The organism is Rhizobium sp. Rhizsp42, from assembly GCF_047304155.1.
GTDB lineage: Bacteria > Pseudomonadota > Alphaproteobacteria > Rhizobiales > Rhizobiaceae > Rhizobium.
Genome location: NZ_JBGLYS010000029.1, coordinates 68,883 through 91,572, shown reverse-complemented (window position 1 = coordinate 91,572; position 22,690 = coordinate 68,883). Strand labels below are relative to the sequence as shown.

Annotated in this window: 20 protein-coding genes; 6 read left to right on the top strand and 14 right to left on the bottom strand. The window is 62.1% G+C overall.

Annotated elements, in window-relative coordinates; translation table 11 throughout:
- Positions 1–176 precede the first annotated feature (176 nt).
- Both ACCD05_RS23735 and ACCD05_RS23730 read left to right on the top strand, forming a co-directional pair.
- Entirely contained in the window at positions 177–326 is a 150-nt protein-coding gene (locus tag ACCD05_RS23735; RefSeq protein WP_018897591.1) for a hypothetical protein, read from the top strand.
- A gap of 291 nt (positions 327–617) precedes the next feature.
- Positions 618–926, top strand: coding sequence for a hypothetical protein (locus ACCD05_RS23730; protein WP_413395764.1), 309 nt, complete (start codon positions 618–620; stop codon positions 924–926).
- A gap of 64 nt (positions 927–990) precedes the next feature.
- Here the strand turns inward: ACCD05_RS23730 and ACCD05_RS23725 are convergent, their stop codons facing one another.
- From ACCD05_RS23725 to ACCD05_RS23715, 3 genes are read right to left on the bottom strand one after another with little or no spacing between them, the layout of a single operon-like run.
- Positions 991–1,869 carry a 50S ribosomal protein L11 methyltransferase gene (locus ACCD05_RS23725; RefSeq protein ID WP_018897590.1) on the bottom strand — a complete coding sequence of 293 codons (879 nt, stop codon included), beginning with the start codon at positions 1,867–1,869 and terminating at the stop codon, positions 991–993.
- Between the two features lie 15 nt (positions 1,870–1,884).
- Positions 1,885–3,009, bottom strand: a complete 1,125-nt coding sequence (locus tag ACCD05_RS23720) for an FAD-dependent oxidoreductase (RefSeq protein WP_413395761.1) — start codon at positions 3,007–3,009, stop codon at positions 1,885–1,887.
- A 4-nt stretch (positions 3,010–3,013) separates the two neighbouring features.
- Positions 3,014–3,616: an SCO family protein gene (locus ACCD05_RS23715; protein ID WP_413395759.1), complete on the bottom strand. Its 603-nt coding sequence runs from the start codon at positions 3,614–3,616 to the stop codon at positions 3,014–3,016.
- Positions 3,617–3,920: 304 nt separating this feature from the next.
- Between ACCD05_RS23715 and ACCD05_RS23710 the strand changes: the two genes are divergently transcribed.
- A complete protein-coding gene (locus tag ACCD05_RS23710; RefSeq protein WP_413395757.1) occupies positions 3,921–5,885 on the top strand; it encodes a methyl-accepting chemotaxis protein in 1,965 nt (654 codons plus the stop codon).
- A 2-nt stretch (positions 5,886–5,887) separates the two neighbouring features.
- Positions 5,888–6,358 carry a chemotaxis protein CheW gene (locus tag ACCD05_RS23705; RefSeq protein WP_037110830.1) on the top strand — a complete coding sequence of 157 codons (471 nt, stop codon included), beginning with the start codon at positions 5,888–5,890 and terminating at the stop codon, positions 6,356–6,358.
- Positions 6,359–6,446: 88 nt separating this feature from the next.
- Here the strand turns inward: ACCD05_RS23705 and ACCD05_RS23700 are convergent, their stop codons facing one another.
- From ACCD05_RS23700 to ACCD05_RS23690, 3 genes are all read right to left on the bottom strand, one after another.
- Positions 6,447–7,316, bottom strand: coding sequence for an aldose 1-epimerase family protein (locus ACCD05_RS23700; protein WP_413395773.1), 870 nt, complete (start codon positions 7,314–7,316; stop codon positions 6,447–6,449).
- 108 nt (positions 7,317–7,424) lie between these two features.
- Positions 7,425–7,919: a CreA family protein gene (locus ACCD05_RS23695; protein ID WP_047505780.1), complete on the bottom strand. Its 495-nt coding sequence runs from the start codon at positions 7,917–7,919 to the stop codon at positions 7,425–7,427.
- A gap of 147 nt (positions 7,920–8,066) precedes the next feature.
- Positions 8,067–8,657, bottom strand: coding sequence for a 3'-5' exonuclease (locus ACCD05_RS23690; RefSeq protein ID WP_112982016.1), 591 nt, complete (start codon positions 8,655–8,657; stop codon positions 8,067–8,069).
- 270 nt (positions 8,658–8,927) lie between these two features.
- Here ACCD05_RS23690 and ACCD05_RS23685 point away from each other — a divergent pair, with 270 nt between their 5' ends.
- A complete protein-coding gene (locus ACCD05_RS23685; RefSeq protein ID WP_413395755.1) occupies positions 8,928–9,461 on the top strand; it encodes a GNAT family N-acetyltransferase in 534 nt (177 codons plus the stop codon).
- Between the two features lie 52 nt (positions 9,462–9,513).
- On the opposite strand, the gene ligA is transcribed toward ACCD05_RS23685, so the two are convergent.
- The 8 genes from ligA to ACCD05_RS23645 form a co-directional block, all read right to left on the bottom strand.
- Entirely contained in the window at positions 9,514–11,676 is a 2,163-nt protein-coding gene (ligA, locus tag ACCD05_RS23680; RefSeq protein ID WP_413395753.1) for an NAD-dependent DNA ligase LigA, read from the bottom strand.
- A gap of 116 nt (positions 11,677–11,792) precedes the next feature.
- On the bottom strand, positions 11,793–13,466 hold the full coding sequence (recN, locus tag ACCD05_RS23675; RefSeq protein WP_413395751.1) for a DNA repair protein RecN: 1,674 nt from the start codon (positions 13,464–13,466) through the stop codon (positions 11,793–11,795).
- A 5-nt stretch (positions 13,467–13,471) separates the two neighbouring features.
- Positions 13,472–14,338 carry an outer membrane protein assembly factor BamD gene (locus tag ACCD05_RS23670; protein ID WP_026282828.1) on the bottom strand — a complete coding sequence of 289 codons (867 nt, stop codon included), beginning with the start codon at positions 14,336–14,338 and terminating at the stop codon, positions 13,472–13,474.
- Between the two features lie 273 nt (positions 14,339–14,611).
- Complete coding sequence (gene lpxC / locus ACCD05_RS23665) at positions 14,612–15,568, bottom strand: UDP-3-O-acyl-N-acetylglucosamine deacetylase (RefSeq protein ID WP_111562102.1); 957 nt, start codon at positions 15,566–15,568, stop codon at positions 14,612–14,614.
- Between the two features lie 288 nt (positions 15,569–15,856).
- Positions 15,857–17,578 (bottom strand): cell division protein FtsZ, encoded by a 1,722-nt coding sequence (gene ftsZ, locus ACCD05_RS23660; protein WP_111562103.1) that lies wholly within the window; start codon positions 17,576–17,578, stop codon positions 15,857–15,859.
- Positions 17,579–17,635: 57 nt separating this feature from the next.
- Positions 17,636–18,967: a cell division protein FtsA gene (gene ftsA / locus ACCD05_RS23655; protein ID WP_018897575.1), complete on the bottom strand. Its 1,332-nt coding sequence runs from the start codon at positions 18,965–18,967 to the stop codon at positions 17,636–17,638.
- Positions 18,964–19,896, bottom strand: a complete 933-nt coding sequence (locus tag ACCD05_RS23650) for a cell division protein FtsQ/DivIB (RefSeq protein WP_047505794.1) — start codon at positions 19,894–19,896, stop codon at positions 18,964–18,966. The genes ftsA and ACCD05_RS23650 overlap by 4 nt, the downstream gene beginning before the upstream one ends.
- The gene (locus tag ACCD05_RS23645; RefSeq protein ID WP_413395746.1) at positions 19,884–20,810 is read right to left on the bottom strand and encodes a D-alanine--D-alanine ligase; all 927 of its coding nucleotides are present in this window, start codon (positions 20,808–20,810) and stop codon (positions 19,884–19,886) included. The genes ACCD05_RS23650 and ACCD05_RS23645 overlap by 13 nt, the downstream gene beginning before the upstream one ends.
- A 499-nt stretch (positions 20,811–21,309) precedes the next feature.
- On the opposite strand from ACCD05_RS23645, the gene ACCD05_RS23640 reads away from it, so the two are divergent.
- Entirely contained in the window at positions 21,310–22,614 is a 1,305-nt protein-coding gene (locus ACCD05_RS23640) for an MFS transporter (RefSeq protein WP_413395745.1), read from the top strand.
- Positions 22,615–22,690: the final 76 nt, after the last annotated feature.

Here is a 22,690-nt window from a genome sequence, read left to right as displayed (position 1 = left end):
AACCGAAAGCCGCGTAATATTTGGGCGGAAATGAGGCGCAATTCACCGGCTTGGCACGCTTTATGCATTGGCTGCATGGCTCCCATGAGACAAACCCTCTGCCTCGATTTTTTCAATCGGTTATAAGGCGCTCATCGAATGGTTCAAAGTGAACCGGAAACAAAAGGAATTTTGAAATGACTGCCTCTCTGTCGCGCTCCGCTTACAGCAGCCCGGTACAGGCTGGCGAGCGCCAGACTGTCCGTCATATCATCGGCGCTCGTCGCCCGCTGAACGAAGGCCCCCGCACCATTCTCGCTGGCGCCGCAAGAAGCTACGCATTCTGAGCAACGCGCCGCTCCGCTCTCCTCCTCCCTCACCGGAACGGCGATCAGAATAAGTAGACGTCTGCTTGAGCACTCCTCCTCATCAAGCTCGCAGACATGATCGGGAAACCGGTCGCAAGGCGGTGCCATTGGCGCCGCCTTTTCTTTTTGTCGCGACGTGACGCGATTGAAATGCAAAAGCCCCGAGGCCAGCCGCTAACTGAAATGTGGAATCGGGCCAGGCCCCTTCTTGTTATTCGTTCAAATCGCGGATGGTGGTCTTCTGGCGATCTTAGGGGACAACCGGTGCACATGAAGCGATTTGAAATCTATGCAAATGACGTTTTGGTCGGCAGCAGCTCTCTTGAGAGCGGCGATCCGCCTATGGGCGTTGCCTTTGGCAACCTGCTGACGACGCCCTCCTTCCATGCTGATCTAATCAAGAGGGGCGTTCTGACCGTCAAGTTCGATGGAGTATCGATTCCGTCAAGCGGAGGCGTTGTTATCGAAGACTATTCCAAGGAAGCGGGTGAGATCCTCGTCACCATCCTCGGGATAGATCATCAGCTTTATGAAGAATTGTTTCCAGAGCATCTAGCGGCATACCAGGCACAATTCTAGTTGAAAGCCCCGAGGCCAATCAGGCGCTCGGGGCTTTTTTTTTATGCGGACCTGGATCCAGACCTTACGGCCGGTCGAGATGGATCGTCACCCAGCCGTTGCGCCAGATGGTGCGCACATGCCTCAGATGCGCGCCATTATAGGCCGCCAGCACCTTCCAGCGCTGCGATGCCAGAATACCCGACAGGATCACCGATCCGCCCGGCGCCAGATGCGTGACGAGCTGCGGCGCCATCTTGATCAGCGGCCGCGCCAGGATGTTGGCGATGATGAGGTCGAACGGACCGTGGTTCGAGAACGCCGTCGAATGAAACCCCGGCGCCGTCTCCGTGACGATGCCCGACGCGATGCCGTTGCGGCGCACGTTCTCGGCCGCGACACGGGTGGCGATCGGATCGATGTCGGTGGCGAGAACCGGAATGTTCTTTAGCTTGCGCACCGCGATCGCCAGCACGCCGCTGCCGGTGCCGAGATCGAGCGCATTGCGCACCCGACGCGAACGCACCACCCGGTCGATAACCTCGAGGCAGCCCGCCGTCGTGCCGTGATGGCCGGTCCCGAAGGCCTGGCCGGCATCGATCTCGATGGCGATATCGCCGGAGCGCACCTTGTCGCGGTCGTGCGAACCATGCACCAGGAAGCGCCCTGCCCGCACCGGCTTCAGCCCCTCGAGCGACTTCGCCACCCAGTCGACATCGGGGATGACCTCGCGCTCGACAGTCATATCCGGGAACGCTTCGGAAAGCGCCGCCTCGACGCGGACGCGAACGTCATCCTCGTCGACCTGCATCATGTAGACGGAGGCTTCCCAGATGTCCTTCTTCTCGTCGATTTCGGTGGTGGCGATGGCGAAGTCTTCTTCGCCGAACACCTCGGACAAAAGGTCGAGCACTTCCCCGGCCAGCACTTCTGTCGTCGTCACATAGAGGCGGATTTCACTCAAGGTCGGTCTTTCCCGTTACAACGCGCCGTCGATCCACGGCGGCGGCGGCGTGTCGTATCCCGCAACGCCGGTCAGCAATCTTCGTTGGAATGCAGGTAGTCTAAAAAGCACCGGCACCGCAAGGTTTCGGATCGAAATAGCCAGTCGATTGCGCATCGCAATCAGCCTTGTCAGCTGCCGCGTCTGCTTCAGCACCGTCTTCACCGCCGGCAGCCGCAACCGGCTGTACTCGCTTTCGCGCCCCTCGGAAATCAGATAAGCGAGCCAGCAGGCATCCTCGATCCCTAGATTCATGCCGCGCGCGCCGGCGGGCGAATGGATATGCGCGGCATCGCCTGCCAGAAACACATTGCCCTTGGCCATCTGTTCGACATGCCGGAAATGAATGCGAAACTCCGAGGCCCAGAGACGCTCCGCCACCGGCCCGGGATGGACGATCTTCTGCCCGAAATCCGGCAACGTCGAAATGAAGCGCAGCACATCGCGCTCGACAGGGATCCTGCCGATCATGCCTGGATCGACCAGCTGCATCTCGATGAAATGCGGATCGATCTCCTTTTTGTAGCGAAAGTCGGCCAGATAGAAGCTGCTCTCCAGCGCCTCGCCCGGAAAGCCGATGCCGACAGCCTTGCGCACCACCGAATGCGCACCATCCGCCCCGATGACGATATCGAAGGTGGCGGTTTCGACCGTCCCGTCAGGCTTGCGCAGCGTGACGACGGGCTTGGTATCCCCGGATACCTTCTCGATCGCCGTCTGCCATTCGGGATCGACCTCGTAATCATCGAGCTTGCTCAGGAGCAGCCGTTCGGTGTGTCCCTGCGCCAGCGCGTAAATGGCGCTGAAGCGCCCCGGCAGCTTGGTCGTGTCGACCGTCGCCAGGCGTTTCCCCTCGGAGGTCGCGCGAAACTGCGCGATCTGCTGCGCCTCCTGCAGGATGGCATCCGTCACCCGCGATGGACCAAGCAGCGTCAGCGTCCGCGCATTGACGCCCAGTGCCCTGCTTTCGGCAAGCGGAACGGGACCGACGTCATTATCCACGACACGCGGGCGAAAGCCGCGTCGGGCGAGCTCGAGGGCAACGGTGAGACCGGTCGTGCCGGCGCCTGCAATCAGAATGCTGCGATGCCCCGGCGCCATGATCTCATCCCTTGTTGGCGAGGTTCTCCAGCTTTTTTACCGCCGTATCGGGATTTTCGCCATAGGCGATCGTTCCAGCGAAACGCCCTTGGGAATCGAGCAGGAACACCGAGGCCGTGTGATCCATCGTATAGTCACCATTGGGGTTGTTTTCGTCGACAGGCACCTTCTTGGCGTAGACGCGGTAACCCTTGATCACGTCCGCCACCTTGTCGGGCGCCCCCGAAATGCCGACGATCCGCTTGGAGACGTTCGACACATACTGGTTCATCACATCGGGCGTATCGCGCTCCGGATCGACGCTGACGAAATAGGCGTGCAGCTTGTCGCCATCGGGATCGACCTGCTTCAACCAGCCATCCAGCTCGAACAGCGTCGTCGGGCAGACCTCGGGGCAATGGGTGAAGCCGAAGAACACCGCCGACGGCTTGCCGCGAAACGCCTGCTCGGTGATCGGCTTGCCATCCTGCGCCACAAGCGTGAACGGCACGCCGAACGGACCGTCGGAGGCCACCTCCTTGGTCTGCGTCACATTCAAGGTCAGCCATCCCAGGATGCCGGCCATCAGAAACACGGCAACCCAGACGGCGATACGCACTGTTCTCATCGATAAATTCCTCACCCGAGGGAGTGATCCCTTCCGCTTGCCTGATATCGCGTCACCGACGGCCGCGCAATTCAACAAGACGTTTTTCGAGCCGTGATGAATTGCCTCACCCCATGCTGAGCGCAATCGCAGACCGGCCGTTTATCGTTAGCAAATACTTAAAAAGTCATTGGCATATTTAGCCCCGGATAGGACGCTCGCCGTTCGACTGACATGATGTCCGGCTGGAGCTTGATCCCGCATATCCGCTTGCTGGCGAATGAGAACATGACCGCGCTCATCGCGGGAGGGGACAAGTCTTCACATGACAGACATGACAGTGCGTAAGAGCCTTTCCGTCAGCCAGAGGCTCGGAACGCTCGCCGGCGCGGCATTGATCGGCTTCGGCGCGATGATGGGCATCGGATGGTATGAAAACATCACGGTGCGCAAGGCGCTCGATCGGGCCAACGAAATCCAGGCAAGCGTCGACTACATCAACGAGATGCGCACCGCCAACCTCACGCTCATTCTGGCGGCGATGGACACCATCGTCGATCGCGACAGCAAGGTGGTCACGGCGGAACGCCTGAAGCTGATGAACGATTCGATCGCGCAGCTCTCAAGCGGTTCCAGCCAGATGCGCCTGCTCGCCGACGAAATGAACGCAGCCGCCCTCGTCTCGAATTATGACGGCGATGTCGCCGCCCTCAAGCAGAGCATCCTCGGCGACCTCAAGAATGCCGTCGAGACAGGTGCTCCGGCAGCCGCCTTCGACCAGCTGGACGACGCCATCGACAGCGGCGGCGACAAGCTGACCGCGACGCTCGACAAGCTCGCAATCGACGGCGGCGCCATCGCCAAGAAGCGGATCGAACAGGCAAACGCGATCTCCGAGGATGCCGTCTACATCCAGATCGGCCTCGGCATCATCGCCATGCTGTGCATGGCCGGCCTCCAGTACATCCACGGCGGCTCGATCCGCCGCGGCATCGAAAGCGTTCGCGCCAGCATGCAACGGATCACCAATGGCGATCTCGACAGCCCCGTGCCCGCCACCCAACGTGGCGACGAGATCGGCGACATGGCCCGCGCCGCCGAAGGCTTCCGGCAGGCGGCGATCGACAAGCGCGCGCTCGAACAGCGCAGCGAAAGCGAACGCCAGCAATCGGACGCCGAGCGCCGCAGCCGCGACGCCGCCAAGCTCGCCGACACCGAAGCGCTCAACACCGCCGTCACAGCGCTCGGCCAGGGCCTGAAGCGCCTTGCCGCCGGCGATGTGACCGCGACGATCGTGAACGCCTTCAAGCCGGAGCTGGAGGGCCTGCGCGCCGACTTCAACCAGACCACCGCGACGCTGCGCCAGACGATGACCGAGATCACCCGCAACGGCACATCGATCCAGGCCAACGGCCGGCAGATGCGCTCGGCCGCCGACGACCTCGCCAAGCGCACCGAGCAGCAGGCAGCCTCGCTGGAGCAGACATCGGCCGCACTCGACCAGATCACCACCACCGTGCGCAACGCCACCAACCGCGCCGAGAGCGTCGGCCAGATGGTCGCCCATACCCGTGAGAACACCGCCAAGTCCGATATCGTCGTCAACAACGCCATGGCGGCGATGGAGCGCATCGAGACCGCCTCGCGCGAGATCGGCCAGATCATCAACGTCATCGACGAGATCGCTTTCCAGACCAACCTGCTCGCGCTGAACGCAGGCGTCGAGGCGGCGCGTGCGGGCGAAGCCGGCAAGGGATTCGCGGTCGTTGCCCAGGAAGTGCGTGAACTCGCCGTGCGCGCCGCCAACGCCGCCAAGGACATCAAGACGCTGATCGGCAAATCCGGCGCCGAAGTGAAGACCGGCGGCGAGCTGGTGACGGCTGCGGGACAGGCTTTGCGCGAAATCGGCGAAGATGTTTCGCGGATCGACGAACATGTTAAATCAATCGTAACCTCTGCACGCGAACAATCGGTAGGACTGAACGAGATCAATACAGCCATCAGCCAGATGGACCAGGTCACGCAGAAAAACGCGGCCATGGTGGAAGAGACGAACGCGGCAAGCCATACGCTTGCCACCGACGCCGACCACCTGATCCAGCTGATCGGCACGTTCAATATCGGCGAGGGCATGAATGCCCATCACACGCCGCGGGAAGCATCAGCAGCCTCGCATCCGAAATCATCTCCCGCACGAGCCCTCATCGGCAAGGTCGCGGGCGCATTCAGCGGCGGCAACGCCGCACGAGCCATGGCCGCTCCGGCCGGAGACAACTGGGAAGAATTTTGATCATGAATAGCACTGTCATCAACCAGACCGGTTCTCATTTGGAGATCGTGTCCTTCCATCTCGGCGAGCAGGAATTCTGCATCGACATCATGGCGATCCGCGAAATCCGCGGCTGGGCGCCGGTGACCCCGATGCCGCACACGCCGCCCTACGTTCTCGGCCTGATCAACCTGCGCGGCGCCGTCATCCCCGTCATCGACATGGCCTGCCGCCTCGGCATGAAGATGACCGAGCCTTCCGAGCGCTCGGCCATCATCGTCACCGACATCGCCGGCAAGCTGGTCGGCCTGCTGGTCGAGCAGGTTTCCGACATGATGACCATCAAGAGCGAAGACCTGCAGCCCGCACCGGAAATCATTCCGGAAGAACAGCGCGCCTTCTGCCGCGGCATCGTGGCCCTGGAGAAGACCATGGTCTGCTTCCTCAACCTCGACACCGTCATCGCCGACGAACTGGCCCGCGAAGCCGCGTAAGCCGGATCGAACGCTTCAATGCAAAACAGCCCGCGACGAAATCCGTCGCGGGCTGTTTTCGTTTCAATCGGCAGCGGTTGACCGAAGCCTAGCCCGAGATCTCGACGGAGAAGGCAAAGCGCGCGGTCTTGCCCGCTTCAAGCGTCTGGCTGTAGGGCCGCTCGGCAAGCGCCTTGGAGCCGCCATTCTCGGCCGCCATGCCATGCCAGGGCTCGATGCAGATGAACGGAGCGCCGGGCTTCTGCCAGAGCGCCAGATTGGGCAGGTTCTCGAAGCTGAAATGCAGCGTCGGCCCGCCCTCGGCACTATAGCGCAGCCCCTCGCCGGCCCCCTCAGGAAAGACCATCGCGTCCTCATCGAACATCCTGTGATCAAGCACCAGCCGCCCTTGCCTGAACGGCGAAGGATGCTTGGCGAACGACAACAGCCCGCCGGACAGGCGGATAAGCGCGGGCTCGGCGCCATTGTCGAGCGTGATCACATGATCGCTCCCTTGGGCGCCCGGCAGCGGCCAGACGAAGGCGGAGTGGAAGCCGAGCCCGAACGGCATCGGCCGCTGGTCGCGGTTGGTGACCTCGGCAGCCACCGTCAGCGTACGCCCCTCAAGGCTGTGCTCCACCGCCAGAACGAAATCGAACGGATAGACCGCCTTGGTCGCCTCCGACGCCGCAAGTTCGTAGCGGCACATCGTATCGCTGGACGCGGCAAGCGCGAACTCGGCGCGGCGGGCAAAGCCGTGCTGGTTCATCGGATAGCTCTTGCCCTCGATCTCGACCGCATCGTCAGGCGCCTTGCCGACGATCGGAAACAGGATCGGCGACCGCCCGCTCCAGAAGGCCGCATCGCCGTTCCACAGGAGCGAACGGCCATCGCTGGTATCCAGCGCCTGCATCTCGGCGCCCAGCGACGATACGTCGACGCTCAGAAACTCGTTTGCTATCCTGTAGTTACCAGCCATCATCAGTCCTCTCGCATTAAATCTCCGGCGCGGACCTTATCCGCGCCGTATGACGATTGCCATATCGCTCAAGACGACAAGAGCGGGCTTCACCGAAAGTTGCGCGCCCTATTGCGGCTTGCCGTTCTTCCAGGTCACCGTCTGCCCGTAGAGCGACACGGTGGAGATCGCCATCTTCGCCGATCCGTTGGTGAGCTCGCGCGAATGCGCCAGATAGATCAGCGTATCGTTCTGCTTGTCGTAGATGCGGGTGACGACGAGCTTCTTCCACACCAGCGAAATGCCCGACTTGAACACCTCGTCCCCGCCCTTCGACAGGTCGATATCACCGATTTCGATCGGCCCGGTCTGATGGCAGGAAATGGCGCTGTTCGAAGGATCCTCGAACCAGTTGCCGTTCTTGACGCGATCGATCACGCTGCGGTCGAAATAGCTGACATGGCAGGTGACGCCCTTCACCTCGGGGTCGGCCACCGCATCGACAAGGATATCGTTGCCGATCCAGTCGACCCCCACCTTGCCGACGACATCGGCGTACGCGGCGCCTGCGGACACACCAGCCAGAATGGCTGCGGAGAGGACGAGATTGCGAAGTCTGGACATGGCGGTATTTCCCTCAGCGGCGCTTCAATGTTGCGCAAGCTAAGATAGGCGGAGCCCGCCGCATGGCAAGAAACCCCATACCCATGAATTGAGCCCAGGAAGCGAGGCACACCGCGCCGGCTTCACCGCCAACAGGAACCCACGCCGCTATCCCTTCCGGCAGGTACAGGGCTCATAGCCGCGCGACGTCAATCGCCCCGGCTTCATGCCAATGAATTCGGGGATCGCATGCACCGCCGCAGCCCCCACATGCCGCGCCATGGCAATCGCCGCCTGCGCGCAGACGGCCGCATCCTCGGCGGCATTGTGGTGCACGAAACGCAGCCCGAGATGCTCGGCCAGGATATTCAGCCGATGCGACAGGAAATGCGGCCAGATCCGCTGCGACATCTTCAGGCTGCAGAGATAGGTAAGCTCCGGATAGGCCTGCCGGTAGCCATCCAAGCAGGCGCGCCAGACGCTGAAATCGAAGGAAGCGTTATGCGCGATCATCGTCGCGCCCCTGAAATCATCGACGAACTCGTCCATCACTTCAGGAAACTCCGGCGCATCCTCGACATGTTCAGGCCGGATGCCGTGGATGGCGATGTTCATACCCGAAAACCGCATCTCCCGCGGCCGTATCAACCGCTCCTCCACCCTGGTCACCACCCCGTCCTCGATCCAGGCAAGCCCGACCGAACAGGCACTGCCGCGCTGCTCGTTGGCTGTTTCGAAATCGATGGCGATGGTTTTCAAGGGGATGTCCGATTCTCTAGTATCTCCCAGACATACCGGCAGCCGGCCTACGAGGCAAATACCCGGATGAGTTGACAAAGGTAACGACATATCGCAACCTTGCGCCATGATCGCCAACGCAACCATGATGACCCTTCATATCACCACGCCCCACCAAGGGTGCGCGGGTGCTGTGCTGTATTGAACGCATAGCGATCATCCCGAGAACCCTGCCGAGGCGAGCAGGGTTTTTGGAACCGGCTCTCCTCGTATCGACAAAGGAGAGCCAGAATGCCCAGAGACCCTGAAAATCCGCAGCCTAATAAAGCCGCACCGGCCGGAGACATCCGCGTGCGCGCCCTGCTTTCATCGGACGCCGAAGCACTCGCCGAGTTGACGAACCTGCCCGGTTATCGTGCCGGCACGCTGCGTCTGCCCTACCCATCGGTGAACGAGGTCCGCAAGCACGCGGAGAACCCCTCGCCCGGCGCGCTGAACCTCGTCGTGACGCTCGACGATAGGATCGTCGCCACCGGAGGTCTCAACCGCTTTTCGGGACGCCGGCAGCACGTCGCAAGCATCGGCATGGGCGTGCATGATGATTTCGTCGGCCGCGGTTTCGGCAGAAGGCTGCTGGCGGCAATGGTCGAGGCGGCGGATGACTGGCTCGACATCAAGCGCCTTGAGCTCACCGTCTACACCGACAACGAGCCGGCCATCGCGCTCTACCGAAAGTTCGGCTTCGAGCAGGAGGGGCTGCTGAAATCCTTCGGGTATCGCGCCGGCGAGTACGTCGACGCCTATGCCATGGGGCGGTTGCGATGAGAGTACGGTGGTCGGCAATCAACCGATCACCGTCTACCAAACACCTGATACCTCACCCACCGATCAACGCCAGCCACCCGTCCTCGTCCATCGTCTGGACGCCGAGTTCCCTTGCCTTGTCGAGCTTCGATCCGGCGCCGGGGCCGGCGACCAGGATGTCGGTCTTCTTCGAGACCGAGCCAGCGACCTTGGCGCCGAGGCTTTCGGCGCGCGCCTTGGCCTCGTCGCGGGTGAATTTCTCCAGGCTGCCGGTGAAGACGACGGTCTTGCCGGCGACGGGGCTGTCGGAAGCGGCGATCTGCTCGGCGGCCTCGGGCGTCACCTCGTCCAGCAGGCGACCGACGACATCGAGATTGCGCGGCTCCTTGTAGAACTCGACGATGGCACGGGCGACGATCTCGCCGATGCCCTCGACATTGTTCAGGTCCTGCCAGGCGTCACCGGCCAGTGACGCCGCTTCTTTCATCGCCGTCTCGAAAGCCTCGTAGGTGCCGTAGTGGCGGGCGAGCAGCTTGGCGGTGGTCTCGCCGACATGGCGGATGCCGAGCGCGTAGATGAAGCGGTTGAGCGCGATCGAGCGGCGCTCGTCGATGGCGTCGAACAGCTTCTTGACGCTGACCTTGCCGAAGCCGTCGATATTCTCGAGCTTGGTCAGCGTCGAGGCCTCCTGCCGCTTCTTCAGCGTGAAGATATCCGGCGCCGTGCGGATCTTCAGCGCCTCGTCCTCGCTCTCGAAGAAGAAATCAACCTGCTTGGTCCCAAAACCCTCGATATCGAAGGCGTTGCGCGAGACGAAATGCTTCAGGTGCTCGGTCGCCTGCGCCCGGCAGACGAAGCCGCCGGTGCAGCGGGTGACGGAATCGAGCTTGCCGGTCTTCTCGTTGCGCTCCCGCACCGCATGCGACCCGCAAACCGGACACGTTTTCGGAAACACATAGGCCTCAGCCCCCGCCGGTCGCTTCTCCATCACCACGTCGAGCACCTGCGGAATGACGTCGCCCGCCCGCTGCACGATGACGGTGTCGCCGATGCGGATATCGTGATCATCCTCGCGGATGCGCTCGCCGGAATTGCCGATGCCCTTGATGTAATCCTCGTTGTGCAGCGTCGCATTGGTGACGACGACGCCGCCGACGGTGACAGGCGTCAGCCGCGCCACCGGCGTCAGCGCACCAGTGCGGCCGACCTGGATATCGATGTTTTCCACCGTCGTGAACGCCTGCTCGGCCGGGAACTTGTGTGCGGTCGCCCAGCGCGGGCTGCGCGAGCGGAAGCCAAGGCGCTGCTGCAGGTCGAGACGATCGACCTTGTAGACGACGCCGTCGATATCGTAATCGAGATCCGGCCGCTGAAGACCGATCTCGCGGTAATGACCGAGAATATCCTCGACCGAAGACAGCCGCTTCATTAGCGGATTGATGGGAAAACCCCATTTGCCGAAGGTCTCGACCATGCCCATCTGCGTATCCGATGGCATCTCGGAGATCTCACCCCAGGCATAGGCGAAGAAGCGCAGCTTGCGGCTCTCCGTCACCTTGGCGTCGAGCTGGCGCAGCGATCCCGCCGCCGTGTTGCGCGGGTTGACGTAGGTTTGCTTGCCATCGGCCTCCATCTGCGCGTTGAGCGCAAGGAAGTCGCTCTTCGCCATATAGACCTCGCCGCGCACCTCGACGATATCGGGTGCATCCGCAGGCAGCTTGTTCGGGATCTGCTTGATGGTCTTCACATTGGCGGTAACGTTCTCGCCCGTCGTGCCGTCGCCGCGGGTCGCGGCGCTCACAAGCTTGCGGTTCTCGTAGCGGATCGACATCGAAAGGCCGTCGATCTTCGGCTCGGCGGTAAACGCGATGGAGCCGTCGGGCAGCTGCCCGAGGAAGCGGTAGACCGAGCCGATGAAATCCTGCACGTCCTCGTCGGAAAACGTGTTGTCGAGCGACAGCATCGGCCGCGAATGGGTGATCGGCGCGAAGGTGGGCAATGGGGCTGCGCCGACCCGGCGCGACGGGCTGTCGTCGCGAACGAGTTCGGGAAAGCGCTGTTCGATCGCATCGTTGCGCCGCTTCAGCGCATCGTACTCGGCATCCGAAATCGCCGGCTGGTCCTTGCCATGATAGAGCTCGTCATTGCTGGCGATCTCGGCTGCCAGAAAGGCAAGCTCTGCGGCGGCCTGTTCTTCGCTCAGGGTTTCGACAGGCGTTTGGTTGGCGGCGGACATGGCAAACTCCCTTTGAGGAGTCGTTTTCTAGAGCAATTTTTGTCACGGCAAAAGCGTCAGGCGGTTACCGCCAACAGCCGAATACGTGTCGCGCGAAATTTGTCGCGGCCGGCGACCTACTCGCCCGCCGTCAACAACCGCTTGGCGGCCGCCCTCGCCTCCTCGGTCACCGAAGCGCCGGCCAGCATGCGGGCGATTTCCTCGGTGCGGTCGTGCGGCTCCATCGTCGCCACCCGGGTGGCGATCTTTTCGGAGCCCTCGGAAGCCGGCCCCTTGGAGATCAACAGATGCGTCGCGGCCCGTGCCGCCACCTGCGGCGCGTGGGTGACGGAGAGAACCTGAACCTTGGCCGACAGCCGCTTCAGCCGCTGACCGATCGCATCGGCGACAGCACCGCCGACGCCCGTGTCGATTTCGTCGAAGACCAACGTCGGCGCCGAACCGCGATCGGCAAGCGCCACCTTGAGCGCCAGCAGGAAACGCGAGAGCTCGCCGCCCGACGCCACCTTCATGATCGAACCGGGGCGTGTGCCCGGGTTGGTCTGGACGTGGAATTCGACGACGTCGATGCCTTCGGCCGCCGCTTCTTCCGGGTTGGAGGCGATCTCCACCATGAAGCGGGCGCGCTCGAGCTTCAGCGCCGGCAGTTCCGCCATGACGGCTGCGGCAAGGGCTTCGCCTGCCTGGTGACGCTTGGCCGAGACCACCTGCGCGGCCGCCTCATAGGCGACCTTCGCGACGCCGACCTCGGCTTCGAGCTTGGCAAGCTTTTCCTCGCCGGCGTCGAGATCGGCCAGATCGTTGCTCATGCGGATCGCAAGCGCCGGCAGTTCGGTGACCGGCACCGAATATTTGCGCGAGGCGCCGCGCAGCGCGAAAAGCCGCTCCTCGACGCGCTCCAGTTCCTTCGGATCGTATTCCGTCTTGCGCAGTGCCGCTTCGACTTCCATCTGCGCGTTGGAGAGCTGGTCGAGTGCCGCATCAAGCAGCGCCACGGTGTCTTCGAGCAGGCCCGGCGCCTCATGGCTCTTGCGCTCCAGCCGGCGCACCAGCGAGGCGATATGCGGCACGGGCGAGGCATTGCCGTTGAGGAATTCGGAGGCCTCGGCGATATCGCCGGCGATGCGCTCGGCCTTCATCATCTTCTGGCGGCGTTCGGCGAGCTCATCCTCTTCGCCGTCCTGTGGGGCCAGCTTGTCGAGCTCCTCGACGGAAGAGCGGATGTAATCCGCCTCGCGCGCCGCCGCCTCGACCTTCTCGCGGTGCTTCTTCAGCGTGCGCTCCGTATCACGCCAGACGCGATAGAGCTGCGAGACGCCGGCCACCTCGTCGGCGATGCCGGCGAAGGCGTCGAGAAGCATGCGGTGGGCGTGGGTGTCGACCAGAGCGCGGTCGTCATGCTGTCCGTGGATCTCGACCAGCATCTGGCCGGCCTGGCGCATCAGCTGCACGCTGAGCGGCTGGTCGTTGACATAGGCCTTGGTGCGGCCATCGGCGCTCTGCACGCGGCGGAAGATCAGGTCGCCGTCATCGTCGATGCCGTTGTCGCGCAACAGCACGCGCGCCCGGTGGTCGGTGCCGACGTCAAAAACGGCCGTCACCTGCCCCTTGTCCTCACCATGGCGGACGAGACCACCATCGCCGCGCCCGCCAAGGGCGAGCGACAGGCTGTCGAGCAGGATGGATTTGCCGGCGCCGGTCTCCCCCGTCAGAACGGAGAGACCCGCCTCGAAGGCAAGATCCAGCCGCTCGATCAGGACGATATCGCGGATCGAAAGCTGGATCAGCATCGGCTTTAAGTACCGAGGAGTTTCTTGCCGGCTTGCGAAATCCACGAGCCCTGATTTTCACGCGGCTCTGCGCCGTTGCTCTTCAGCAGCTTGTAGGAATCCGCGTACCACTGGCTGTCGGGGTAGTTGTGGCCGAGAACGGCGGCTGCCGTCTGGGCTTCCTCGACGATACCCATCGCGTAATAGGCCTCGACCAGACGCGCGAGCGCCTCTTCGACCTGGTTCGTGTTCGGGTACTTCTCGACGACGATGCGGAAGCGCGAGATGGCGGCAAGGTATTCCTTGCGCTCCATGTAGTAGCGGCCGATCTGCATTTCCTTGCCGGCGAGCTGGTCGCGGGCAAAGCGGATCTTCGCCTGCGCGTCGTCGACATATTCGGAATCGGGATAGTTATCGATCACGGCCTGCATGGCCTCGACGGTTCTGGACGCAGCACGCTGGTCCTGCGTCACGTCGACGATCTGCTTGGAATAGGTGAGACCGATCAGGTACTGCACATAGGCGGCATCCTTGGACTTCGGATACTGCGCCATGTAGCGGTTACCAGAGGCCAACGCTTCGTCGAGGCGGCCCTGGCGGTACTTCACGAAGGTGCTCATCACGAGACCCTTGCGGGCCCATTCCGAGAACGGATTTTCGCGGTCGATCGAATCGAACTTGCGCGCGGCTTCCGCCATGTTGCCGGCCTTCATGTTGGCCAGACCCTGATTGTAGAGAACATCAGGCGGATCGCTCTGCAGGCCGAGCTTGGTAATATCGATATCGGGGTCCGACTGGCATCCGGAAATCAAGGCACCTGCGCTCAGCACCAGGAGCGATGCGAACAAAGCACGCGCTGTCTTCATCATACTTTCAGACCCTGCATAACCCATCGGAACATCCCAAGAGCCGCCATCCCTCAACGGCAGCCACGCCTCGCTGGCGTTTCTAGCCACAAATGCATGGCCAGAGCAACGCATTGATGATGCATTAACGCATTTTTGTGGCGACCCCGCCGATAATCGCCTGTTTTGTCCGGATAATTCTCGATTATGCCCAGCTAAATATCTGCCGCGAAAGGTCTATCGGGAATCACACTTGGCTGTTGCACATAAAGAAACCGCCTCCCAAAGGAGGCGGCCCTGGCCTAAAGAATGCGACGGAGGTCAAGCCGACCAGGGAGCAAATTCAGGAGCGTTGACGCGGATGAAATCGCGCGGGGCAACACGCTGGCGCGGTGCCGAGGTCTCGACCACTTCATAGGCGGTCGGATCGCTGAGCAGCGCCTTAAGCGCATTGGCGTTCATCTTGTGACCGCCGCGATAAGAACGGTAGCAGCCGATGAAGGGAGCGCCGGCAAGCGACAGGTCGCCGACGGCATCAAGCGTCTTGTGACGCACGAATTCGTCCTTGGCGTAGCGCAGGCCTTCGACGTTGATGACCGTGTGATCATCGGAGATGACGACCGAATTTTCCAGCGACGAGCCGAGCGCGTGGCCCGAGGCCCAGAGACGTTCGACGTCACGCATGAAGCCGAAGGTGCGGGCGCGCGACAGTTCCGACTTGAAGGTGGCGGCGGTCATGTCGCCTTCCCACTTCTGGCGGCCGATCAGCGGCGTGTCGAAATCGATCTCGACTTCGAAGCGCATGCCGTCATAGGGACGAAACTCGCTCCAGGAGCCGCCATGCTCGATGCGAACCGGCTTGGTGATGCGGATGTAGCGGCGCTTGACGCCGAGCGATACCAGACCCACCTGTTCGATGGCGTCGATGAACGGCATCGAGCTACCGTCCATGATCGGCATTTCGGCGCCGTCGACTTCGATGACGACGTTGTCGAGGCCAAGCGCGTAGACGGCGGCCATCACATGTTCGACCGTCGCGACGGAGCGCGCCGGAGAAAAGCCGAGAACGGTGCAAAGGTCGGTATTGCCGACCTGCGAGGAAACAGCGCGAAGCTCGGTGACTTCGCCGTTGTCATGCATGCGATTGAATACGACACCAGTGTCGGCTTCAGCGGGGTTGAAGGTAATCGAAACGTCGGCACCCGAATGAACGCCGATCCCCGAAAGAGTGACCGGACGCGATACCGTCGTTTGAAAACCCAACATGCCAATAACCATTAATCTTGCCTTTATTATCCCTGGCGATCCGCTACGACCCGTATGCCGAAACTCATCCGCCAAGGCTTATTCTCTCCATCGCAGTGCTGCGTCAAGGCGCACGTAGACGGTTTGTCAGCCCATACATACGTGTGCCCGCTCCGCAATCCAAATCACTGTTTCTTTCGCATTGTTACGAAAGCATGCATTTGAAATCACAAGGCAATCAGGCGCAAATCGGAGTGCCTGATACAACAATGCCCGGGAGCGAACTCCCGGGCTGTTGCGTGGCGATTCTGCGTGTCTTTATCAGTTCGACTGGCGGCGAAGGAAGGCCGGAATTTCGAGCTGATCGTCTTCCTGCATCATGCGGGCCTGCGGTACGGCGCGGCCCTGATCATCCAGGTTTCCGCGACGCGGAGCATAGAGGCTTGCTTCCGGAGACAGCGGGCGGCGCTGCTGCGAGGACGCTGCCGGAGCCGACGTCATCTCGGGAGCGACTTCCTCTTCGCGGCGACCAAGCGAGTTGGTGATGCGCTTCAGGAGGCCCATCGGACCGCGCTCTTCATGCGCATGCGACACCGGTGCCGGCTGCGAACGATGATCGATCTCGGCCTGAACGACCGGCGGGAAATCCTCGACCTTCGGCATGCGGACCGGCTGCTGCTGCATGACAGGAGCAGGCTGCTGCATGACCGGCGCCGGCTGGTGCATCACAGGCTGCGGAGCCGGCTGCTGCATCACGGGTGCCTGCTGCTGGACCGGAGCCGGACGGATGACCGGTGCGGCTTCCGGAGCTGCGAAGATCTTGCTCGCCGGGCGGAAGGTTTCCTGCGGAGCAGGCTGCTGATGAACCGGGGCAGCCGCGCGCGGAGCGTGGATGTCGAGTTCGCGTTCCATTTCGGCTTCGGCCATGCGGATGGTCTGCGCGATCTGGTCGGCCTTCGGTGCCTGCTGCATGACAGGGGCAGGCTGGACTGCGGCCGGAGCCGGAGCGACGGCCGCCGAAGGACGGATAATCGGCTTCTGGACCGGCTGGAAGGTCTTGCCGGCGTCCTGGTTCATCGCGCGGTCGATGCCGGTGGCAACGACGGAAACGCGGATGATGCCTTCAAGCGATTCGTCGAAGGTCGCGCCGAGGATGATGTTCGCATCCGGATCGACTTCTTCGCGGATACGGGTAGCAGCTTCGTCGACTTCGAAGAGGGTGAGGTCGCGACCACCGGTGATGGAGATCAGCAGGCCCTGTGCGCCCTTCATCGAGGTTTCGTCGAGCAGCGGGTTTGCGATCGCCGCTTCCGCAGCCTGCATCGCGCGGCCCTGGCCGGAAGCCTCGCCGGTACCCATCATCGCGCGGCCCATTTCGCGCATGACCGAACGGACGTCGGCGAAGTCGAGGTTGATGAGACCTTCCTTCACCATCAGGTCGGTGATGCAGGCAACGCCCGAGTAGAGAACCTGGTCGGCCATCGCGAATGCGTCGGCGAAGGTCGTCTTGTCGTTTGCGATACGGAACAGGTTCTGGTTCGGAATGACGATCAGCGTGTCGACCGACTTCTGCAGTTCCTGGATGCCCGCTTCGGCCAGACGCATGCGGCGGCCGCCTTCGAAGTGGAACGGCTTGGTCACGACGCCAACCGTCAGGATGCCCTTGTTGCGGGCGGCCTGTGCAACGACGGGAGCCGCACCGGTGCCGGTGCCGCCGCCCATGCCGGCGGTGACGAAGCACATGTGGGTGCCGTTCAGGTGATCGACGATTTCGTCGATGCATTCTTCAGCAGCTGCACGGCCGACTTCCGGCTGCGAACCCGCGCCGAGACCTTCGGTGACGCTGGCGCCGAGCTGGATGATGCGCTCTGCCTTGGTCATCGTCAGTGCCTGGGCATCCGTGTTGGCAACGACGAAGTCGACGCCCTGGAGACCAGCGGAGATCATGTTGTTGACAGCGTTGCCACCGCCACCGCCGACGCCGAACACGGTGATGCGCGGCTTCAGCTCAGTGATATCTGGCGTATGCAGCTTGATAGTCATGGTAACCGTTCCTTCTCTTTATGGCCGCATCGCCACGCCGGCCAATTCACTCAATTTCTAGAAGCTTTCCTTCAGCCACTGGCCCATCCGGGCGAAGCGGCTGCTATTTCCGCCAAGCGACATGAGCAGACCGCTCTGTGACGCATGTGTTTCCTGGTCCGCAACCTGCGGATAGATCATCAGGCCGACCGCCGTCGAAAAGGCCGGACCCTTGGCAGCGGTCGGGAGACCCGAGACGCCCATCGGGCGGCCGATACGGACGTTGCGGGCAAGGATCTTGCGGGCAACGTCGGCAAGGCCGGTCAGCTGGCTTGCGCCGCCTGTCAGCACGACGCGCTTGCCGACGATCGGGCTGAAGCCCGAGCGCTGGATGCGGTCGCGAATGAGTTCCATCGTCTCCTCGATGCGGGCGCTGACGATCCGCGACACCAGTGCGCGCGGCACCTGCGTCGGCAGATCGCGATCGTCCTCGCCGATCGGCGGGATCGAGATCAGCTCGCGCTCATCGGAAGAGTTCCCCATGGCCGAGGCATGAACCACCTTCAGACGCTCGGCGTCCTCGATGCGGGTCGAAAGGCCACGGGCCAGATCGGTTGTGACGTGATGACCGCCGAGACCGACGGCATCCGTGTGCACCAGCTTGCCTTCGGCAAAGACCGAGATCGTCGTCGTGCCGCCACCCATGTCGATCGCGGCACATCCGAGTTCGACTTCGTCGTCGACAAGAGCGGCAAGGCCGGACGCGTAAGGCGTAGCAACGATACCTTCGACCGACAGGTGCGCGCGGTTGACGCTGAGCTCGAGGTTCTTCAGAGCCGTGCGCTCAGCGGTCACGACATGCATGTCAACGCCGAGAACGTCACCGTACATCGACAACGGATCGCGAATGCCACGTTCGCCGTCGAGCGAGAAACCGGTGGCCAGCGAGTGCAGCACGGCGCGATCCTGGCGCAGCGACTGCTGGCAGGCTGCCGCCAGAACCTTCTTCAGATCGTTCAGCTCGACTTCCTGGCCGCCGAGATCGATGGTGGCGGTGTAGATGTCGCTGGTGAGGCGTCCGGCCGTCAGGTTGACGATCAGGCTCTCGACGGTGAGGCCAGCCATGCGCTCGGCGGCATCGACCGCGAGGCGGATGACGCTTTCGAGCGCATCGAGATCCGAGATCGCGCCGGTCTTGATACCGCGCGAACGCTGGTGGCCAATGCCGATGATTTCGATGTTATGCGTGCGACCGGGGAGGATCTGGCTCTCCTCGCGCGGCGTCAGCCGGCCGATCATGCAGACGACTTTCGTCGAACCGATGTCGAGCACGGAAACGACGTGCGACCGCTTGGACGAAAGCGGCTTCAGGCGCGGCAATCCAAAATGGGACGAACCGAACAAGCTCATATATTCTGCCCCGCCTTCTTCAAATCCTTGGTGCGCTGATCGAGAACAAGCTGACGGCGCTCCATGGCTTCAGGCGTCAGTTGGATGGCCATACGGTCGGAGAGGCGAAGATCGACGGCCGCGATATCACGATCGAGAAGCGCCTGCTCGCCGTTGAACTTCGAAAGGCGCGCCAGCGCCTGGTCGACATCGTCTTCCGGCAGCTTGACGACGACGCCGTTATCCATGTGCAGATCCCAGCGACGGCCGGAAACCCAGACATAGGCCTTCACGCGCGCCTTGATATCGGGCCACTTGGAGAACTCGTCGGCGAGCGAAGCGGCAGCCACTTCGGCGCCGCGACCAACGACCAGCGGAAGCTGCGAAAACTTGTTGTCGCGAAGCGGCGCGATGACCGCCCCACCCTTCTCGACCAGCGAGAGCTCGGCGCCATGCTGCCAGATCGCGTAGGCTTCGCGCTCCTTGAGCTTAACCTCGATCGTCTTCGGATAGACCTTGCGGACCTCGACGCTCTCGACCCAGGGGAGCTTCGCGATCTTCTGACGCGCCGCATCCACATCGAGCGCCACGAGCGAGGTCGTACCGTCGAGACCGATCAGCTGGAGGATATCGATTTCGGAGGTCTCGGAGTTGCCGGATACCTTCACGTCCTCGACGGCAAAGCCGGCGGCAGCCGTCGTCGCCTGGGCGACAACCTCAGTGTGACCACCCAGAGACATGCCATAAAGACCAGTCGCGGCGAAGAACGCCAGCGCCGACACCGTACCCGTATGGGCAGGAATGTAGATGCGGCCGCTACCGAGGCTGACAAGGAAGCGGACGACGCGACGCAGAGGCCGCGGCAGCACGATGCGCCCATCGCCTTCAGCATAGGAAGGCTCGGCTTGATGGCTTGGGCGCCCCATCCTTTTGACCGTTACCGAGAACAAGAAGCGTCCTCCACCATCCAACGAAGAAATTCACCAAACGAGTAGCCGGCATGACCGGCCATTTCGGGCACAAGCGAGGTTGGAGTCATGCCTGGCTGAGTATTGATCTCCAGCCAGATGATTTCGCCGTCTTCGGAGAAGCGATCGTCGTACCGAAAATCCGACCGACTCACTCCACGGCAACCAATTGCTTGATGCGCCCTTAGGGACAATGATTGTATTTTTTGGTAAATATTCGGTGAAATTTTCGCCGGAATGACGTGTTTCGAGCCACCGGCCACATACTTGGAATCGTAATCGTAGAAGCTGTGACCCTGCGGAACGATCTCGGTCACACCCAGCACCTGATCGCCCATGACGCCGCAGGTGAGCTCGCGACCATGCACGTAACGCTCGACCAGAACTTCCTCGCCATACCGCCATTCGGCCGAACCGATGATCTGCGGCGGACGCGACTGATCCTCCTGGACGATGACAACACCGAAGCTCGAACCCTCGCGCACCGGCTTCACCACATAAGGCGGCTTCATCGGATGTTCGGCGGGGAAAGCGAAGCGGTTGATCACCTGCGACTGCGCGACAGGAATGCCGGCGGCAGCAGCGACACCCTTTGCCTTGCTCTTATCCATAGCAAGTGCGGAGGCCAGAACGCCGGAGTGAGTGTAGGGAATTTCGAGATATTCAAGGATACCCTGGATCAGCCCGTCTTCGCCGAACGGCCCATGCAGCGCGTTAAACACCACATCGGGACGGAGAGCGGAGAGTTTGGCGGAGACGTCGCGATCTACATCGATACGGGTAACCTGGAAGCCTTCAGCATCGAGAGCATCCGCGCACGCCGCCCCGGACGAAAGGCTGACAGGCCTCTCCGAGGAAAATCCGCCCATAAGGACAGCGACATGCTTGCGACTCATAGATACCCCCAAAATAATCCGTACTTTGCATTCCAAGGCTTGCACCAAGCTGGCTTTCTTCCGAATCTGGCTCGCCTGGCGCACGTGTATTAGAGCGTCATTATGGTTAACGAAGCGTTTACTTTTGTTAACTTCCTGGCTGCAGTGGCATGAATTGTGACACTCGGGCGCAGCCGGCGAAACGTGAAAACCCCGCAGCGCCAAGCGCTACCGCCGATATGTCAAAGCGAAACAAAAAGTTTAAGCGATCGTGCCAAGCAGGCCGCGAACGCCGGGCGCAGCAGGAATTGCGCCGGCGCAAATCTGGCCTCAAATCGCGCCTGCACCCGCTGGAAACACGGATTGGAGCACGATCGGGCGCCCGGCGTTCCGGCCCCAAAAGGAAGCACCCTAGTTTTTGTCGGTTTATTGCGCGATTAACGTTTGCGCCGAACTAAAATTGCGTTATGAGCCCCTAGCCTCCCAAAGGCATACAACCGAAATCCCGATTGGAATGAAAATGTCAGACGCGATATCTCCAGTATCGCCGACATCAGCTTCATCGAACAGTGCACCGCTCAACTCGCCGGCACGCGTTCTGATCGCAAGCGTCGTCGGCACCACCATCGAATTCTTCGACTTCTACGTATACGCGACGGCCGCCGTGCTGGTCTTCCCGACGCTGTTCTTCCCGAACAACGATCCGACCACCGCGCTGCTCGCCTCCTTCGCGACCTTCTCCATCGCCTTCTTCGCCCGCCCGCTCGGCGCCGTGGTCTTCGGCCACTTCGGCGACAGGATCGGCCGCAAGACGACGCTGGTCGCGGCCCTGCTGACGATGGGTATCTCCACCGTCATCATCGGCCTGCTCCCCTCTTATGAGTCCATCGGCGTTCTCGCGCCTCTGCTTCTCGCGCTTTGCCGTTTCGGCCAGGGCTTCGGCCTCGGTGGCGAATGGGGTGGCGCGGTGCTGCTGGCAACAGAAAACGCACCTGAGGGCAAGCGCAGCTGGTACGGCATGTTCCCGCAGCTCGGCGCACCGCTCGGCCTCTTCCTGTCCTCGGGTATCTTCTGGGTGCTGCTGCAGTTCATGCCGCAGGAACAGCTGCTGGCCTGGGGCTGGCGCGTACCCTTCATCGCCTCGATCGTCCTGATCGTCATCGGCCTGTGGGTCCGTCTCTCGATCACCGAAACGCCTGACTTCCAGAAGGCCATCGACAAGCAGGAGCGCGTCGCCGTTCCCGTTGCCGAAGTCTTCCGCAAGCACAAGCGCAGCCTGTTCCTCGGCACCTTCGTGGCGCTCGCCACCTTCGTGCTGTTCTACATCGGCTCGGCCTACCTGCTCTCCTACAACGTCAAGGTCCTGAAGATCCCGTTCCTCGACGCGCTCGAGATCCAGATCGTCGGCTCGATCTCCTTCGGCATCTTCATCCCCATCATCGGCAAGCTCGCCGAGCGCTTCGGCCGCCGCGAAATGCTGATCCTGACGACCGTCCTGATCGGCCTGTTCTCCTTCCTGCTCCCCGGCCTGATGGCTGGCGGCGAAGGCAGCATTCTGGTCTTCGCGATCGTCGCCATGGCGCTGATGGGCATGACCTACGGCCTGATCGGCACGGCACTCGCAGCCCCCTTCCCGACCGCCGTGCGCTACACCGGCTCGTCGATCACCTTCAACCTCGCAGGCATCTTCGGCGCATCGCTCGCGCCCTACATCGCCACCTGGCTGCAGGCGAACTACGGCATGCTCTACGTCGGCTACTATCTCGGCCTCTCGGCCGTCATCACGCTGATCTGCATCCTGGCCTCCGGTCGCGACGAAGTCTGATCGAAGCGCCGATCGCAAATTCGGGGCCGCGACGGGAAACCGCCGCGGCCTTTTTCGTTGTTGTCTGTTAACGCCC